This is a genomic window from Niallia sp. FSL K6-0212 (assembly GCF_038007605.1).
GTDB lineage: Bacteria > Bacillota > Bacilli > Bacillales > Cytobacillaceae > Niallia > Niallia circulans.
In genome coordinates, this window is record NZ_JBBOXL010000001.1 from 384,458 (window position 1) to 402,124 (window position 17,667).

At 35.2% G+C, this 17,667-nt stretch carries 15 protein-coding genes; 1 reads left to right on the forward strand and 14 read right to left on the reverse strand.

Going from position 1 to position 17,667, the window contains the following annotated elements; translation table 11 throughout:
* Positions 1-9: 9 nt before the first annotated feature.
* The 14 genes from MHH96_RS01760 to MHH96_RS01825 all read right to left on the reverse strand — a co-directional run bounded on the left by MHH96_RS01760 (position 10) and on the right by MHH96_RS01825 (position 16,407).
* Complete coding sequence (locus MHH96_RS01760; protein WP_095258446.1) at positions 10-1,095, reverse strand: PTS fructose transporter subunit IIC; 1,086 nt, start codon at positions 1,093-1,095, stop codon at positions 10-12.
* 16 nt (positions 1,096-1,111) lie between these two features.
* On the reverse strand, positions 1,112-1,426 hold the full coding sequence (locus tag MHH96_RS01765) for a PTS fructose transporter subunit IIB (protein ID WP_047943848.1): 315 nt from the start codon (positions 1,424-1,426) through the stop codon (positions 1,112-1,114).
* Between the two features lie 42 nt (positions 1,427-1,468).
* Positions 1,469-1,939, reverse strand: coding sequence for a PTS sugar transporter subunit IIA (locus MHH96_RS01770; protein WP_047943877.1), 471 nt, complete (start codon positions 1,937-1,939; stop codon positions 1,469-1,471).
* 25 nt (positions 1,940-1,964) lie between these two features.
* Positions 1,965-3,479, reverse strand: a complete 1,515-nt coding sequence (locus MHH96_RS01775; RefSeq protein WP_082138405.1) for a BglG family transcription antiterminator — start codon at positions 3,477-3,479, stop codon at positions 1,965-1,967.
* A gap of 263 nt (positions 3,480-3,742) precedes the next feature.
* Positions 3,743-4,546: an undecaprenyl-diphosphate phosphatase gene (locus tag MHH96_RS01780; RefSeq protein WP_172864653.1), complete on the reverse strand. Its 804-nt coding sequence runs from the start codon at positions 4,544-4,546 to the stop codon at positions 3,743-3,745.
* 234 nt (positions 4,547-4,780) lie between these two features.
* Positions 4,781-5,950 (reverse strand): hypothetical protein, encoded by a 1,170-nt coding sequence (locus MHH96_RS01785; protein WP_047943845.1) that lies wholly within the window; start codon positions 5,948-5,950, stop codon positions 4,781-4,783.
* 78 nt (positions 5,951-6,028) lie between these two features.
* Positions 6,029-6,655: a hypothetical protein gene (locus tag MHH96_RS01790; protein WP_047943844.1), complete on the reverse strand. Its 627-nt coding sequence runs from the start codon at positions 6,653-6,655 to the stop codon at positions 6,029-6,031.
* A 7-nt stretch (positions 6,656-6,662) separates the two neighbouring features.
* The gene (locus tag MHH96_RS01795) at positions 6,663-6,791 is read right to left on the reverse strand and encodes a hypothetical protein (RefSeq protein ID WP_268874807.1); all 129 of its coding nucleotides are present in this window, start codon (positions 6,789-6,791) and stop codon (positions 6,663-6,665) included.
* 152 nt (positions 6,792-6,943) lie between these two features.
* Complete coding sequence (locus tag MHH96_RS01800; protein ID WP_082138404.1) at positions 6,944-8,239, reverse strand: helix-turn-helix domain-containing protein; 1,296 nt, start codon at positions 8,237-8,239, stop codon at positions 6,944-6,946.
* Between the two features lie 181 nt (positions 8,240-8,420).
* Entirely contained in the window at positions 8,421-9,677 is a 1,257-nt protein-coding gene (locus tag MHH96_RS01805) for a cytochrome P450 (protein ID WP_047943842.1), read from the reverse strand.
* Positions 9,678-9,741: 64 nt separating this feature from the next.
* Entirely contained in the window at positions 9,742-10,851 is a 1,110-nt protein-coding gene (locus MHH96_RS01810) for an SDR family oxidoreductase (RefSeq protein WP_082138403.1), read from the reverse strand.
* A 163-nt stretch (positions 10,852-11,014) separates the two neighbouring features.
* Positions 11,015-12,211 (reverse strand): MFS transporter, encoded by a 1,197-nt coding sequence (locus MHH96_RS01815; protein WP_047943841.1) that lies wholly within the window; start codon positions 12,209-12,211, stop codon positions 11,015-11,017.
* Positions 12,212-12,399: 188 nt separating this feature from the next.
* A complete protein-coding gene (locus MHH96_RS01820) occupies positions 12,400-15,072 on the reverse strand; it encodes an alpha-mannosidase (protein WP_047943840.1) in 2,673 nt (890 codons plus the stop codon).
* Positions 15,073-15,111: 39 nt separating this feature from the next.
* A complete protein-coding gene (locus MHH96_RS01825) occupies positions 15,112-16,407 on the reverse strand; it encodes a glycoside hydrolase family 125 protein (protein WP_047943839.1) in 1,296 nt (431 codons plus the stop codon).
* 221 nt (positions 16,408-16,628) lie between these two features.
* Here MHH96_RS01825 and MHH96_RS01830 point away from each other — a divergent pair, with 221 nt between their 5' ends.
* Positions 16,629-17,660, forward strand: coding sequence for a GntR family transcriptional regulator (locus MHH96_RS01830; RefSeq protein ID WP_341116486.1), 1,032 nt, complete (start codon positions 16,629-16,631; stop codon positions 17,658-17,660).
* The last annotated feature ends 7 nt before the right edge of the window (positions 17,661-17,667 follow it).

Sequence of the window (17,667 nt, forward strand, 5' to 3'; positions counted from 1 at the left end):
TCATTCAGGTTAAAATGTAATCTTCACATCTGATAAATCTACTTCTTCCTCTTCACTCGATGTTTCTTCTATTTCTGCAGCTGGTTCCTTCTTCCATAAGAACAGCATAACTCCGGTAATGAGTGACCCGATAAGTAATGCCACACAAAATAGAATTGGATGTGTCATCGCAGGTACAATAAACATTCCTCCTGATGGAACCGGAGATCCTACCCCCCACATCATAGAGAACCCTCCTCCAACGGCTGCTCCAATGGTGCATGAAGCAACAACTCTTACAATATCTACTGCTGCAATCGGGATAACGCCTTCTGTAATCATGCATATTCCCATCGGTAGAGCTATTTTGATGTTATCTTCTTCCGATTTTGTATATCGTTTCTTCTGAAATAATTTAGAAAGTCCCCAAGAAATGGCTACACCAAATGGGGGAACCATTGATGCCAATATTTTTACAGCTTCTGGCTCGTATATGCCCTCTAATAGCAAACCATCTGCAAACAATGAGGCTACTTTATTAACTGGCCCGCCAAAATCAAATGCTGCCATTCCCCCTAATATTGCCCCAAAAACAAATCTCATCGATCCCTGCATACTTGTTAGAAAAGAAGTTAAGCCCTCTGTTGCCCATACAATCGGAACGCCAAGCACAAAAAACATAAGTAATCCGATAACTAAACTCGATATTAAAGGAATAATCATCATTGGCATTAAGCCTTCTGCCCACTTTGGCACTTTTAAATTTTTTCTTAAAAATAAAACAAAGTAACCAACAATAAATCCACCTAGCATCCCACCTAAAAATCCTGCTCCAATGGCGTTTGCGATCAATCCCATTAATAACCCTGGAGCAATACCTGGACGATCTGCTATGGAATATGCTATTGCTCCTGAAATAACAGGAGCTAATAACCCCATTCCAAGTACTCCTAACGAAACAAGTGCTGAGGGAATATCAAAGGAAGCTTTATAATCTTCAATGACCGAACCACCTGTAAGATTCCCAATTGCAATTAAAAGTCCTGATGCCACAACAAGTGGCAGCATATAACTAATGGCTGTTAAAGCATGCTTTTTTACTTGCATTTTCTTCAGCATCTAGTAGACCCCCTCACTGTTTATTTAGCTCAGCGTCAATCTTTTGGTAAAGCTGTTTCGGTGCCTTTATGGCAATATGTGTAGGTATCTCAACAATTTTCTTCCCAGCAAAACGTTCTTTTCCACTTACCTTGATATCTGCAGCAATTATGACCAAATCAGCTTCCTCTATTTCCTTAGTCGTTAACTCATCCTCAATTCCAATGGTCCCTTGTGTCTCGATACGAACTTTATGTCCCAGCTCTTGGCCTGCTTTAATCAATTTTTCTTTCGCAATATACGTATGAGCAATACCAGATGTACAAGCTGAAATCCCCACAATATTCATCATGATTCCCTCCAAATTTATAAGTTTTTAATAAAATGCACCTTAATCATTTTTCGTTAATACCTTTAAAAATTCTTTCTTTGTCTGCAGTGTTTGGAACTTACTAATCGTTTCCTCATCCGCTAATAAGACAGCTACCTTTTGTAATAATTTAATATGGATAGTGGTTTTATCCGTGTCTTTAACAGCAAATAAGATAATAATATTGATAGGATTTCCATCAAGCGATTCCCATTCTATAAATGATTGGGTTCTTCCTATTGCAATAGATGTCTTTCGTACATGCTTTGATTTACCATGGGGGATAGCCACCCCCTTCTCCAAACCAGTAACACCTTCTTCTTCTCGATACATCACATCCTTTATAAATCCTTCTTTATTCGATATACAACCGTTTTCATATAATAGGTCAGTTAACTCATTCAATACTTCTTCCTTTGTAGTTCCTTGCAAATTTAACTCGATAAGATCTTCTGTTACTACCTTATGAAAATCTAATTCTTCTATTTTCATGTCCACTTTTAACTCTCCTACCTTTCTATTTTTCACCGATAATACTCTGTTGATTGTAGTAGTCCTTAATAAATTGATCTATCTTAAACTTATCCTCTTGATTTAAAATAGGACTCACAAGAATAGTAGGCTTATCAATGATACTATGTGTTTTCACAGTAGAAATAACTAATTCTACATCTTCATAATCTGTCTGTTTTATTCGTTGCTGGGCGATTATTTTCTTTATGTGGATATCAGGAAAAGTTCTTCTTATTTTTTCACTTAATAAATGCGAAGTGCCAATTCCACTTGTACATTCAATTAATATAGGAATCTGATTAGCAAAATGATCATCATACGAAATTTGAAAATACAAAGTAATATAGCCAATTTCTTCATCGGTTATATACTTTTCATAATGTCCTTCTTCTACTAACTGTTGAATGCTAGTCTTTACTAAGCCAAATATATTGGAGAAATTGGTTACTATGGATTTTATGATTGGATTAACTATATAGATTCGATGGCTTAATCGATATAACATTGCATGCATATGCAAGGTTATCCTTTCTAATAATTCATCATCCGTATCGAATCGATATCCGCTATTTTCTGTCACTTTTGCTATTAACCTTTTTGTTAAAAGAACGACCTGATCATTTTTATATGGCTCAGTACCTTGATTTAATAAAAATCGCGAATTAAGTTTATACGCTTTCAAAATATAATAAAGAGAATAAATATCATATTGTTTTAACGAAAGAGAAAACTGATTTTCGATTTCCTCAATCATATCTTTACAAATACAATAAATAGTGGAATTTTCATCTATTTCTTCGTATACTATTTCTTCTTCATCTAATGAAAGCTTATTATTATGTTTTTCTATTATCGAAAGAAGAGAGCAGAATAAGGTTAAATAATAGGGCTGATCTAAGCTTAAATCATGCTTCACTTGGATATCATGCAGCAACCTCTTAATTTTTATTAAATGATTATTTTTCACTTTTACTTTTTTGATAGAATCAGGAATATCATATTGACTAAAAGGGTCTCCCATTTGAGTTAAGTAATTCTCAATAATTACGGCCATCAAACGATAAATAGATAGTTTATCTCCCTTAATAAAGGTTCCTTCCTTTGTCCTTAATAGTCTTAAATGATAGGACCTTAATTCCTTTTCAATATGTTTAAAATCATTGAGAATAGAGCTCTGACTTACGATGTACTTTTCCGATATTTTTTGAATTGAGGTCTTACCGGGTGCAATGGCTAAAAGATATAATAGTAAATTCAAACGTCTTTCGTCAGGATAATCAAATACAATCGTTTCCGTTTCTAAAGGTTCTTTATGGTTCTGGAAGTAATAACCGAAGTTTTCTTTTTTTATTATCCGAAACGGCATTGAATTCGAATCAACTATTTGTTGGATATCTCTATATATTGTCTTCTTAGAAACTTTAAGTGATTGTGCTAACTCTGCAGCTGTCACATACCGTTTCTCCCTTCGTAAGATAGTAAGAATCATCTGATGACGCTCATTTATGACTTGACTCACAAATTCCTTCACCTCTTTTCTTCTTTCTATGGTAATATCTTATCCGACTGAAAGCGGATACACAATTACAAAATAATGTTGATTGTTATGTCCCTATTAAAGTGAGCAATCCTTATTTCTGATTTTCCGGCTTTGTTAAGAACTTGGGATTTTACAATAAAAGCTCTTCCTTTCTTTCATTTCTTTTTGAAACAGTCGTCATTAAAGACAAAAAAGCACAATAGTTGTCCTATCGCACTTTTCTTCTTTGTCTATTATTCTCTTTATAATAAGTAGGTTACCACCAATAATATCGTTCCAACGATAAAGCAATAATAAGCAAAATATTTTAAGTTTCCTTTTTCCATTATACCCATTAGCCATTTCATAGAGAAATAGGTAAAAACAAGAGCCGTGATAAAAGCAATGAAATAAGGCCAAGCCAAAGTTTTCAAATCTGGGCTGTTAATCATTTCCGTTACTCCAAGAATAGCTCCTCCAACACTTACTGGAATATAAAGCATAAAGGAAAAACGCAGCGCCGTACTTTGTTTCATGCCCAATGCAATGGACGCTATAACAGTGGAACCTGAGCGGCTGATACCTGGTATAAGTGCAATCACTTGAGCACATCCAACAATAAGAGCATCTCGCAAAGATAAATCCCCATCTCTTTTTACACCACGCATATTTCGAATGATCCATAAAGCTATACCTGTAATTAGTAGTGTAATGGAAACAGTATAAAAAGAGGTGAAATAATCAGCAATATAATCGCCAAACAGTACGCCGATCACACCAGCTGGAATGGTTCCAATAATAACATACAGGGAGAATCGAAAATCAGCTCGATAACTTTCCTTTCGTGTTTTTAGATACAAAAAGCTATGTGTTATTAATTGCTTTATATCCTTTCGGTAAATGAAGACAATGGCAATTAATGATGCCGTATTTGTAATAATCTCGAACGATAAGCCTCTCTGTTCAATTCCTAGAAGCCTTTGGCCAATAATTAAATGACCACTTGAGGAAATTGGAATTGGCTCGGTAATACCTTGGATGGCTCCTAGAATAAAATACTTGAACATTACTAAAAAATCATGTAAATCCACTACTTAACCTCCAACTATCTACTTTTTTCTTAGTATACTTGAAAGTGAGATGGAAATATAGGGATCAACTTGTACAATCTCTTATTCTATAAAAATGTAATCGTTTTAGAACCTTTTAAATTTGGAAAGGAGAAAACAAATATTTTTTTTAAAATAAATCTACTTTACATCTAGCTTCATTAAAAAAAGCATAAGGCTGCTCTTATGCTTTTACTTTAATATTTTAAAATCATAAGAATAAATAGAAGTTCCTTTTACAGATGATAAGATGGCATCTAATCCTTCTATTATTTTCTCTTCTACCTTCTCACCATTTTCCAAAGAGTAGCTTTCCAGATAATACTTCTCTTTTTTCGAATCGTCATACCTTAATGCAAATAAATAATCCCCTGCAAAATATACTTCTTCATTATGCCGGGGTTGGTTTTGTGGAAAATCCTCCAGCAGGAATTTACTCTGTTCTTGTCCATCTTTACTTACCGCAACAACTTCTCCTACTCCGTTAACATAGAAAAAAACGTCCCGCCATAAATAAGCTGCATTTTTGGAATTCATGGAATCAGCTGCGGGGTCATTAGCAACATATCCTGTACTTAACTCCACTTTTGTTTGTTCCAAAGTTTCCTTATTAAGGAGAAATAAAACGGTATTTTGACTCTTGTCATCGGTTATCTCTGAAAGCAAAACATAATAATGGAGTTCGTCACTTAAGATAGGTGCCAATGATGAATATTCATATCCTTTCTCCATTTCCAATCCCTTAATGGCCTTTATTTCTAAATGGTTATTTTCCAAGAATGCTTTCCTTAAGACATATTCCTTTTCTTCTTTATCATTTGTCAAAATGAGAATTTCATCCTTGGTGGAACCCGAAGCCATTATATTAAAAGGGAGATTTCCTCCTTTAAACCCTTTGTGATTTCCCCAATAAATATGGGATATATCCCTTTCTTTATCATTTCCAGAACGATAAATAGAGAAAAAGACATCCTGTTTCTCCAAATAGCCTGTTCGTTCTCCGCTTTGTTGGTATTTCAAATCGATTACAGCATTCTTTTCTCCAATCAACCTTATTGTATTTTTATCCTCTAACAACATTTGATGATCATTTAGCGCCATGCTTCCAAATTCTAAACCACCCATTTGAAAACCAGTTGCTTTTCCTTTATCATCAATAAAAACAGCGTAGCTAATCCCTTCATTATTCCTATCTTGATTAGTTATTGTGGAGAAATAGACAACTGCCTCTTTATCATGTAGAAAATCTGGCTGATTAAGCTCTTCCATCGTAAGGTTATTTTCTGAATGGCCAATTTTTGTAGTGACAGTAATCATTAGAACGATAATTAGAAATAGAGCTATACCAAATTTCGTTTTCATACTATCCTCCTAAAGTAAAAAGGCGGCATGCTAATAGTGCAAACTCGCCTTTTAAATGAAGTAAATTGGAATTTTTCTTTATGAGATTAAAGTGTCTCCAAAGTTAGTTGTAGGATATAACCATTGAATAAAAAGGTAAGGGGGTAATAATAATTTCTTTTCGTGCTTGTCGGAGATAAAGTCAGCTATTGCAATGGTTGACTCTACTCCTCCATGAATAGTTAAATAATAATTTAATTTCTTCATTACTTTTATTAAAGTGTCCAATGTCTCTTTGTCTTGTCTTAAAAGCTTATATGATATGCCTAAGTTTGAATGTATTCCTAATTGTTTCTGGTGTATAGCAATATCACTATATTGCTTACACTCTATTGTATCTAGTTGCACAAAAATTTCCTTTTCAGAATCCAGCTTATAAACACCATTATAAGGAATTCCCATCACTACATTTTCATCTAGTTTGAGTATTACAGGAGATATATCCTTTATAAATTCCGGTTCAAATTTGCTTATTACCTCAAATAAAATTTGTGCTAATGTGTTTTTATGAAAAAGACATTCTCGAGGTCGCAGTGATATTTTTTGATTTTTTTCAATAGAACAAGCAACAATATGAGAAGTTGATGGCTGTAAATAATCACGATTCATTTGATCTTGATATGTTTCAAAAATTCGCTGCATCAACTGATTATTCATCTCCACCATTTCACTATTACTCCGTTTCGAGATTTCCAATACTAAGTGCTCCTGGTTGACATTCATGCCCAGCAAAAGCACTTCCAAGATTCACACCCAATGTTAAAGTAATAAGAACCACAACGGATACTATCATTTTTTTCATTTGTAATACACTCCTATTCTTTAATCTATTTGTTAATAAAATTTTATACTATATAGATTATTTATAAAAATAGGTAAAATTCTACTGTTTTTTCTATCATTTAATAGATTTTTTGCTATTAAAATTTTACTATACATACCTACTACTTCAATTTATTCCTCATATTCTAATGCTTTCATTAAATAATCTGCTGCTTTCTTATATGCCTTTTTATCGTAATAATGATTCCCCAGTTCTTTGGTTATTCGTTTAATCAAAATACCTTGATGTAATTCAATTGCAGAGTCTAGCATTTTTTGCATTCCCTTTTCATATGCAGTTTCATTACCTTGCAGTTTCTTAACCGATAATCTTAATAAACATAATAAAATATAATCATGCTTAAGCTGAAATTTTTCTGTTATCGCAAGGGCCTTTTCTAAATACTCATCCACAAGTACCCAATCTTTTAATTCTATATAGATTTCTACTAACCTTCTCAACGGGTGAACAATCTGCAAATCTAGTGAAGGTTGTTCAAATATATTAATACTCTTTAAATAGTATTTTATTGCTGACTGATATTCCTTTTTTCTCTCATAAACTCTCCCTATATTATGCTGTATCATCCCTTTAAAACTTGAAAGTTTCTCATGCTCTTTATTCTCCATGATAATATGTTCTGCCTTTTTTAAACATTCCATTGAATTATCCAAATCATTATTTAGCTGATATTGAACCCCCAATGTAATTAAAGCAGTAATGATATATTCTTTTTCTTTCTTTTTTTCAAATATCTCATATGCCTTATTAGAGTAATACATACTAATTTCTTGATTGGCGTGTGTTCTTTGTTTAATCAAACTAAGATTATAATAAAGTTTCGCAGCATCTAAACTCTCCCTATCTTTTAATAAATGATCTGCTTTTGTGTAATAATGAACTGAAAAATTAAAGTCCTGAAGGTAATAAAAGAAGTTACCACAAGAAAGATAATAATAAAAGTATTCTTCTTCTAAACCTTCATTAATTTCTCCTGAAATAAATCGTTTAGATAAGCTATAAATACTTCTAGCCTGCTCTATTTCTCCTTTTGTCGTATAATATCTCAATAAAACTCCATAAAGGTTCAGATTTATTTTGGTAGAGTTTAATTCCAATGTCTGAATATGAAGATAAGAAAGGTGTTCATCTGTAATTTTTCCGCTTTTTTTATAGTTTTCCACGATCTCTAATATTTTTTCATCTCTATTCGGACTACTCAATTCGGTTAAATCATAACCAAGTCTTTTGGACACTTTTCTTAAAAACTCTGCAGATGGATTGATTTGCCCATTTTCAATCCGGCTTAAATAAGTGATAGAACAAATCCCTTCCGTTAATTCCTTTTGCGTCAGCTGTTTATGGATACGTAGTTGCCTTATTCTTTCACCAATCATTATATCTCCCTTCTCTCTTGTTATTTCCATTTCTCCATGTATCGATATTATAATTATAGCGCTAATCTACCATTTTTTAGAAAATATATAAAAAAATTCACCAATTTTTTTCAAAAAACAGGACTTCTTCGACATATTTTTTCACCAATAGGAGAAATAACAAATAAAAAAACTTGACCTTTAAATAAACAGGCCAAGCTCTTCTTTTTACTTATCGTTTTTTAACATTGTTCATAATAAAACCACTCTTCGGCAATGTTGGCATCTGACTTAAGTCATAATGTAAATCTTGAACTGGAACATCATAGTCCAATTCCGTTGCGAGAGTTCGCAAAACAACCTTCATCAATTCAACTGTAACTCCTTCTCCGGGACAGCGATGCCCTTTTGCTGGATCTCCTCCGCCATGGGGAATAAAATCATACAACCCTCCTTGCCAATTTTCAAATCGACTTGGATTAAATTGATTGGGATTCTCCCATAAACGTGCATCGTGATTGGTTCCATAAATATCTAATAAGACTAAAGTTCCTTCTTTAAATTCTTGGTTCTTCCACATAAAATTAGTTCGGACACGAGCTCCAAGAAAAGGGCCAAACGGATAATATCGCCTTACTTCATGGACAAACATATCGAAATGTCGGTCATCAGCTGTGCGAAGTTTTTCTCTTTGTTCTTTATATTCATGGAAGGCTAAAGCAGAAAATGTAATGAAAGTGGCAATCGCAACGATTGGTCTTAACACATTTATTAACTCAATTGCCGCCATTTCCGTATCAAGCCTTGTTCCATCGATTTTCTCATAAAAAGCCATTTCATGTAACGCGGTTCCTTGCTCTGTTTCCAGTTTGCCCTCACGAACTTCTTCAATCACTTGTCTAATCCACCGCTCTGCTCGATTACGGGCCATTCTGCCTTTCCAGTGCTCGGGGCCAAGGGTGCCAAATGCATACACCATCGCAATAAAATCATCAGCACGCTCTAATATTTCTTCTTCCGCAAGCGGGACTCCTGCCCACTGACAGGCAACTTTACATAAGATATTCTTTATTTCATCAAATAAAACAATTTGATCCCGTTGTTCCCACTGCTTTATTGCCTCTTCTAAATAGACTGTTGTAAGATTCGCCAACTTTTGCTGATGCTCAGGAGTCAATAAGGACATAAATAGAAGTTTTCTGTGAAGATGTTTTTCATCATCCATCGTTTGAACCGCATTCTTTCCAAATAATGATTGCTGAACGCGATTAGGGGCTGCACCATTGCGCTGAAATTTCTCAGTGTCGTAGAAAATCTTTACAGCCTCCTCTCCTTTTATACATATCACATTTTGCCCTAATAAACGCACTGTGAATATATCAGTATTAAATTTATCCATTCTGTTATTAATAAATAGATATCCTTCCTTTAATAAGGTAATGGTTTTATCTAATCCTTTATCTGAAGGCACGTTTGAATTGGTCGGCATCTCGGACTCTCCTTTCTAAACTGTGTCATCATTCGCACAGGAAAAACAGGTATTCTGTTTCTTATTACTTTGATTTTTTCCCTTTAGTCAAAAAGATAATCCCAATACTGACGGCAGCTGCAGCTGTAAGAATGGGATGCTTGCTCATTTTTACGTACATACTTCGAGAACGAATCCATCCCTGATTATTTCCTCTTTCATGTAAACCGTATCCTGGCTGATATAAATTACTTTTTTCACGGCTGTTAGATGGTTGATCTTTATATTGAGTTGGTGGAATCCATTTCTCCATTAACCTGTCTGTAAATCGCGGTAATAATGTGCCTAGTAGATTTAATAGTTTCGCTTGAGAACCAACATATATATCTCTCATTGGATTTTCTGCTGCAAATAATATTGCTTCTGCTACCGCATCTGGAGGATAAATCATCCCTTTGTGAGTAGGCTGCTTATCCAAATAACTTCTAGCATGTTCTGCATATGGCGTATCTATTCTTCCAGGATGAATCAAAGTAATAGATACAGGAATTTGTTCCTTTTCCGCTTCCATTCGAATGCTTTCAGTCCAGCCATGAACAGCGAATTTCGAAGGTGCGTATGTCGACTGGATAAGTGTTCCTCTATCCCCAAATAGGCTCCCTACATTAATTAGAGCACCCACATTCCCTCGCTCTTTGAAATGGTTAATCGCAATTCTTGTACCGTAGACAACACCCCAATAGTTAGTATCATGCATTCGTTTCATGTCCTCAATGCTTACATCCAGGGCATATCCATATATCGTCACTCCTGCATTATTAACCCAAGTATCAAATCCTCCAAATGTTTCTAGCGCTGTTTCGGCAATTTTTTTTACCTCTTGTTCTTTTCCCACATCAGCCTTTACATAAACGACGGAAGCCCCTTGTTCCTTTAACTCAGCAGTTAGTTTTTCCAGGGCATTCTCATTTCGTGCTGCCAGCACAAGCTTTGCACCTTTAGAAGCAGCCATTCTCGCTGTGACAAGTCCAATCCCACTAGAAGCTCCTGTAATTACGATTACTTGTTCCTTGATTTCTTTTAATGTCCGCTTGCCCGTTGAATCAACTTGTTTCTGAAACTTCCTATCTTTTAATTCCTTTAAGCTCTCTAAATGAAGTACTTTCTTATCGTACTCTCTTTCCTTGCTGCTCATCATCATACCTCCCACATAATAGTAATAAGCTTAGTATTTAGTAATTCAGAAATAATATCAGAAAAGAAATGGAAGTGACATATAGAAGATATACCCATAAAAGTAATAAAAAAAGAATGAAAAATATCCCAAAAAGGATACTTTCATTCTTTAAACTACTCTTTTAGCCCATGGCATGAGACAATATTTTTTTTCCTTTTTTCAGATGAACAAGGAGAGCTAGTATGGGAAAGGTCATCGCCAAGAGCAATGCCGTATCCGGACTGAATTGATAATAACTATAGCTTCCGATCCATGATCCAAACGCTCCTCCTAAGAAGAAAATGGTCATATATAATCCATTTAATCTATTTCGAATGGCTGGGTTTAAGCTAAAAATAACCTTTTGACCTAACAGCATATTTCCTGATACACCGATGTCTAGTATAATCCCAGAGATTACAATAAGTGCAATACTTAAGATAGAATGATCTTTTACAAAAAACAAAAGAAAAATCGAAACAAATACTAGAACCATTGATACATTCGTCATAGAGTAAATATATCCCTTATCCCCTAACTTTCCAATATATGGGGTTAACAATGCACCAGCAATGGCAACAAAGCCAAATAGGGCAATTTCATTATTAGTAAAATGCAAGGACTCGGATCTTAATAAGATGGGTAAAACTGTCCAATACAAACTAAATGTAGCAAAGATACAAGCATGGTAAAATGCTCTTTGTTGGAGTGGCTGCGTTTCTTTTAGGACACTTACCATCGAGCGCAATAAAGCAGGATACGTTATGCCAAGATTAGATTCTAATCCAAAATCCGGCAAAAATTTTAATAATAATAGCAAAATAGTAACTAAAATAAGGCAAGAAAAAAGAAAGACCATCCGCCAGCCAAGCCAATCCGTAACGGCGATTGAAAATGGCCGCGCCACCATAATTCCAATAAAAAGCCCACTCATTACTTTGCCGATATAATTCCCAGCTTGTTCTTTAGGGACAATTTTCATCGTTAATGGCACTAACATTTGAGCAGCACTTGCTCCAATCCCGATGAATGTAACAACAAATAAAAAGATCATGCCATTTGTCGAAAATAAAGCACCAATTAAAGAAAGAATGGTTAGCCCTATTAACAAGATAATGATTCGTTTACTTTTATAAAGATCCGCCAAGGGCACTAAGAAAAACAAGCCAGCGCCATATCCAATCTGCGTTAAAGTCGTTAACAGCCCAGAAATATTTGAAGCAATATGTAAATCAGCAGAAATAAATTGAATTATCGGCTGGGTATAATATATATTAGCCACTACAGCTCCACAGCTTACCGCCAATAAAAAAATGAGAAAATTTGTTTTCTTGTTCATTACCAACTCTCCTTTCACCAACCAAGATGATATATAATTATAACATAAGGACTACATCTGGAAATGTCTAGAATCATTAATACTTAGCTGATTGGTACTATATTTTACTATTTTAGTTATTAATCATTCATATAAAAAAAGAGTGTTTCCCTATAAAAAATGGGGAAACACTCTTTTTTTCTTCTAAATTACTCCCATATAAATGTACAAATCTCCGCTTCGTTCATTTGATTGGAATCGAACATCTCTCCGTTCACTTCTTCCAGTAAATTAGATTTTCTTGGGTATTTCCCATTATATTTCAACGTTAAAGGCTGTTTTTGCTCCGTTAAATTATAGCCTCGAAGAACTATTTCTTTGCTGTTTTCTTTCTGCTTAAATGCTGTTAGTCGAAAAGCTTTTCCGTCCAATTGAATAAATTCATATATGGACGGATATGCACCTTTATGCATATCTGTTTGCACACTAGAAAATGGAATTTGAAAGTTAATTGCTGCATGATAGGATTCCAGCTTGTTTGTGCTATCGTGAAATCCTACGGCAAATTTCACTGTTTGATTTCCTATACACTGAGCTTCTGGAGTTGGGAAGTAACCCCAATCTCCTAATTCCCCAACCGCTCGAAGCAAAGTAACGGCAATGGTATCTTCCATAATTTCATACTCATTCAGTCCATAATTCGCAACAGTCACCCCTCTATTTTCATCATGTAAATTAACAAATGCATGCTGATGCTGTGGGTTAGTTGGATTTTCCCAGTTGGAACTTACCTTATTTGCTCGCTTCACTACTTCGAAAATACTGTCAGATTCATGCTCCTCTACATGAATCCCCGTTGGAAAGAGCACTCGTATGCGATGGTCCTTCATTTGGTTAGCAAATGACGTTTCGAATAAAAGCTGATTACTGTTTCGCTCTAATCTTATTTTTGTTTTCAGCTCCAATGTTTTCAGCTTTTTCGAACGGCCAGCATGACGACCACGAAATTCAATTAATCCTTTCTGCTCTTCCAATAACCTTTCATCTGCTGATTCTGGAATCAGCATTTTTTGTGTTAAAAGCACTTCTCCATACGCAAAAGTATCAGAAATAATCTCTACCTCTGCTGTTCCTGCTGATGATAAAATGGGCTGATCTCCTTTTGGCATTTTGTAAATATACTCATTGCCAACATCGCCCGTATTCTCAAAAGTGAGAAAGTTTGTGTAGATACTATTTGTTCCTTTATCCAAAACAGTCAATGTACCATTTTGTTCTATTTGAACTTTTAGATGGATATTTTCTAAAAGCTGCCCTTGATGCTGAACAATTTTTTTGTGTTCTTGCTGCTGGGATTCCCCTTCTATCAACGCATAGGTTTGCCATGATAATGGACTCATTTCGTTTAATGGGAGCTCAACAGTCACATAAGCACCGATAAACGGCTGACGAAAACGATCCTCTGGAAGATCATATCCAAACCGGATATCTGTATAGATAACCCTTGCTGGAACTTCCACTCCCTCTTTATCGATTACTTTCATTGCTGGAAACTCTTCGGCTTTTAGCTTGCGATACAATTCATCTGGACGTCCGCTCGAAAAGGGAAGTCTTTTCCACTCTATCTCTATTTCAACCAAACCTGTTTTTGTACTGCCAGCAGTATTAAAGACAATAAAAGGGCGGCTTCCAGCTGGAAATTCACTCGTGTCAATTTGTTCTGCAAGCATAGTTAAAGCTTCTGTTTTTATAAATTGACCTACTTCCTCTGCTTTATGAAAGCGAGTCATCATTTCACGATGCACCTCATCCACACTGCAGCCGCAAATACTGTCATGGGGATGGTTTTGCATCAATTGTTTCCATGCAAACTGAAACATTTCATGGGGATATTTTCCGTCCTTTTGATAGGCCATTGCAGCCAATGGTTCCGCAATATTTTCTAACAATCTACTAACATCTGTATTTCTTTGTTTCAGATATATTCTAGAGGAAGCGGTATTTGCTAAAGTATACCAGCCATCTGTCTCCTGACTAGTTAATTCTCCTTTCACTGTATGTAAATTTTCAGGAATGTCTTGTTTTATTATTTTCATATACTCATCAAAACTACTATGAATGAAGGTTATGTCAGGATATAAATTATTGGCTGCTTCAATGGCAGCTGTAATATTCTTTTGAACTGGCTGATGATCACAGCCATTCATAAACAATAGATGATCTGTAGATGCATATTGAAGGGCATCCTTTAATTTCTGATCCCAAAATTGCTTTGCTTCCACTTCATCCACAGGAATTTCATTCCCATTACTATACCAATTGGCGAAAAGAATGCCTAAAACAGTGGATTTATCAGGGCCCTCCCACCACATTTCTGAATATGGTGAACTATATTGATCATCATTGATAACAATATTATTAAACCCCGTAGGTTTAACCCCGCGCCCAAACGCCGCCACATCCATGCCAGACTGTTTAAGAATTTGTGGTACCTGCCCCATATTCCCAAATGTATCTGGGAAATAGCCTAACTTAACTGGTGCTCCCCATTTTTGGCATTCTTGCAATCCAATTAAAAGATTTCGTACATTTGCTTCACTACTAATTAAAAAATCATCTTGCAGAATATAGAAGGGACCAATTTTTAATTTTCCTTCTTGAATATATTTTTTGAGCTTCCATTCGTTTTGCGGCTTTATCTCCAAATAATCATCGAGAATAATTGTCTGCCCATCTAAATGAAAACTATTAAAATGAGGATCTGTGTCAAACAACTCTAATAAATCATCGATTAGCTGAACCAATCGCATGCGATGCTGTTCAAAAGGCAAATACCATTCTCGATCCCAGTGACTATGGGATATTATATACACTTTTTTCATCTTCAGGTACTCCTCTCTAGTTCCTTTACTGTCCTGTCATTATTTTTTCTTTACTCGAATATCAAAATAATCCATTACTAATTCGCAAAACATCATATTCGCCCATGAAAACCACTCTCTCGTATATTGAGAAGGATCATCCACATTAAAGCCTTCATGCATTAAATGTGTTCCTCCATCACAGGCTACAAGCAAATCTAGTATTCTTTCTTTCTCCTTTTTATCCTCTGCCGTTAGACCTTCCATCGCAAGAGCAATCGGCCAAATATAATTTTCCGGTGTATGGGAGCTTCCAATCCCTTCCGCATATTTCCCTTTATAAAAGTAAGGATTCTCTTTACTAAGTATTGTCTGCCGTGTTGCTCGGTATCTTTCATCATTTTCCTCCACATATCCAAGATAGGGGGCAGATAGTAGATTAGGTATATTAGAATCATCCATAATGGTAAAGTTGCCTTTTCCATCTACTTCGTAGGCATAAATTTCTTCACCGTTATGATTGCGTACAACGGCAAACTCCTCAATCCCTTTTTCTATCTCCTCTTTGAGTTTTTGAAAGACAGGAACTTGCTCCGTTATCTTCAAAACATCTTCATAAATCTCGATTAGATAACCTAGCACTACACTAGCAAACATATTTGAAGGCACTAAATAACCATATGTACAAGCATCATCACTTGGTCTAAATCCTGACCAGGTCATGCCAGTAGGAACGACGTCTGCCCCTCTCCCTTTGTTTATTAACGTATCCTCTTGTCGATCGGTCACTCTTTCAAATGTATAGGAGGAATTCGTATGATCTTGCTCTATCATCCATACCTCAATTATTTTTTGGACCGCTTCCTGAAACGACTGATTAAAATGATTTGTTCTCCCTGTTGCCTTCCAGAACAAATAACTAAGCTGGATTGGATAACACAGTGAATCAATTTCATACTTTCTTTCCCATATCCATGGATTCATTGTCGTTAAATCGGTTTGATGTCCTGCCCCATTCGCTTCTTTATTGAAAGCGTTCGCATAAGGATCCAAACAAATATACTGACATTGTCGCTCAATAAGACCGGCAATCATATTAGCCATTTCTTCGTCCTTTTCAGCCAATACTAAATATGGTCTTACCTGTGCAGTGGAATCTCGCAGCCACATCGCTGGTATATCCCCTGTAAGGAGAAAAGTAGTTCCATCCTCCAGCTTTTCAACTGTTGTTTCTAATGTATTAGCAAAACAAGTATTGAAATTAACAGCCCAATTCGCATGTTCATCCCCACATTTTTTTGTAATCCATTTCATAAATTCTTTTACCGAAGACATCGTTGTTTTTTGATATGACATTTTTCGAACCCCTCTCAATATTTGATATATCATTTAAACCCATTTTAATTTCAATCGCCTTTATTGTCTAGTGTTTCTTTTTCTTATTTTAATGAAAAATTGTCTGTCTATAAATCGGGAAAACTTCTCTCATATTTATATTCATAAAATTTGCTTAGCTTTACTCTTTACGGAAAGCAATTTCATGTTATAATAAATTTGATATATCATTTAAGGAGTTTATGATGAAAAAAGAACCACTTTATCAAAAAATTGTCACAGACATACTAGCCAAAATCCAAGCTGGTGATTTAAAGCCAGGCGATCAAGTACCGACAGAATTAGAAATTTCTAAGCAATACAACGTCAGTCGAATCACATCAAAGAGAGCATTAACCGAGCTAGAAAACAAAGAACTAATCGAACGAATCCAAGGGAGAGGAAGCTTTGTTGCCGAACAAAAACAGTTTCCTTCTGATGTTATTCTCTTTATTCTTCCTTTTCCTAATAATCCTGGACTAGGAGATTATGCTCAAGGAATTAGCCGTTTTATTGCGAACACATCCTATACGGTGCAAATTCAGACAAATGCTTACTTAAGTCAGCTTGATGCCAAAAAAATATCATCTATGTACGCAGGTCTCCTCCTTTATCCAGAGGCTGGAACATCGCATTTAGATATTCTTTATACCTTATATCTCGAAAAATTTCCGGTAGTGGTGCTCGATAAGAAAATCGAAAGCATCCCATTTCCTTTTATTACATCTGATAATATGCAAGGTGGTTATCTGGCAGCACAGTATTTAATTAACCAAGGACATAAGAAAATCATTTTTTATGCTACACAAAATTTAGAGAGAAGTTCCACTATTCGAGAAAGGTATTTAGGTTATTTAAAAGCAGTACACGAAGCAAATATTGCGTATCATGATTCAAAAGTAGTGCATTCAGCTGAGGACAACAGCGCTTTTATCCGTCAGCTAAAAGAAGAAGAAATTACTGGCCTGATAGCAGAGAACGATATTAATGCGATTCATTTAATGAAAGAAATCAAAAGATACGGCTATCAAATCCCTAAAGACTTTTCGATTATTGGCTTTGATAATATACAAGCAGCTGAACTTGTCGACCCCGCATTAACCACGATTGCCCAAAACTTCGAGGAGATCGGATATCAAGCAGCTAAACAGCTTATTCAATTAATTGAAAACAAAGAAGCAATTCATTCCGTAGTAATTCCGATTGAAATGATCATTAGAGAATCTACTAATTAAAAAGTAA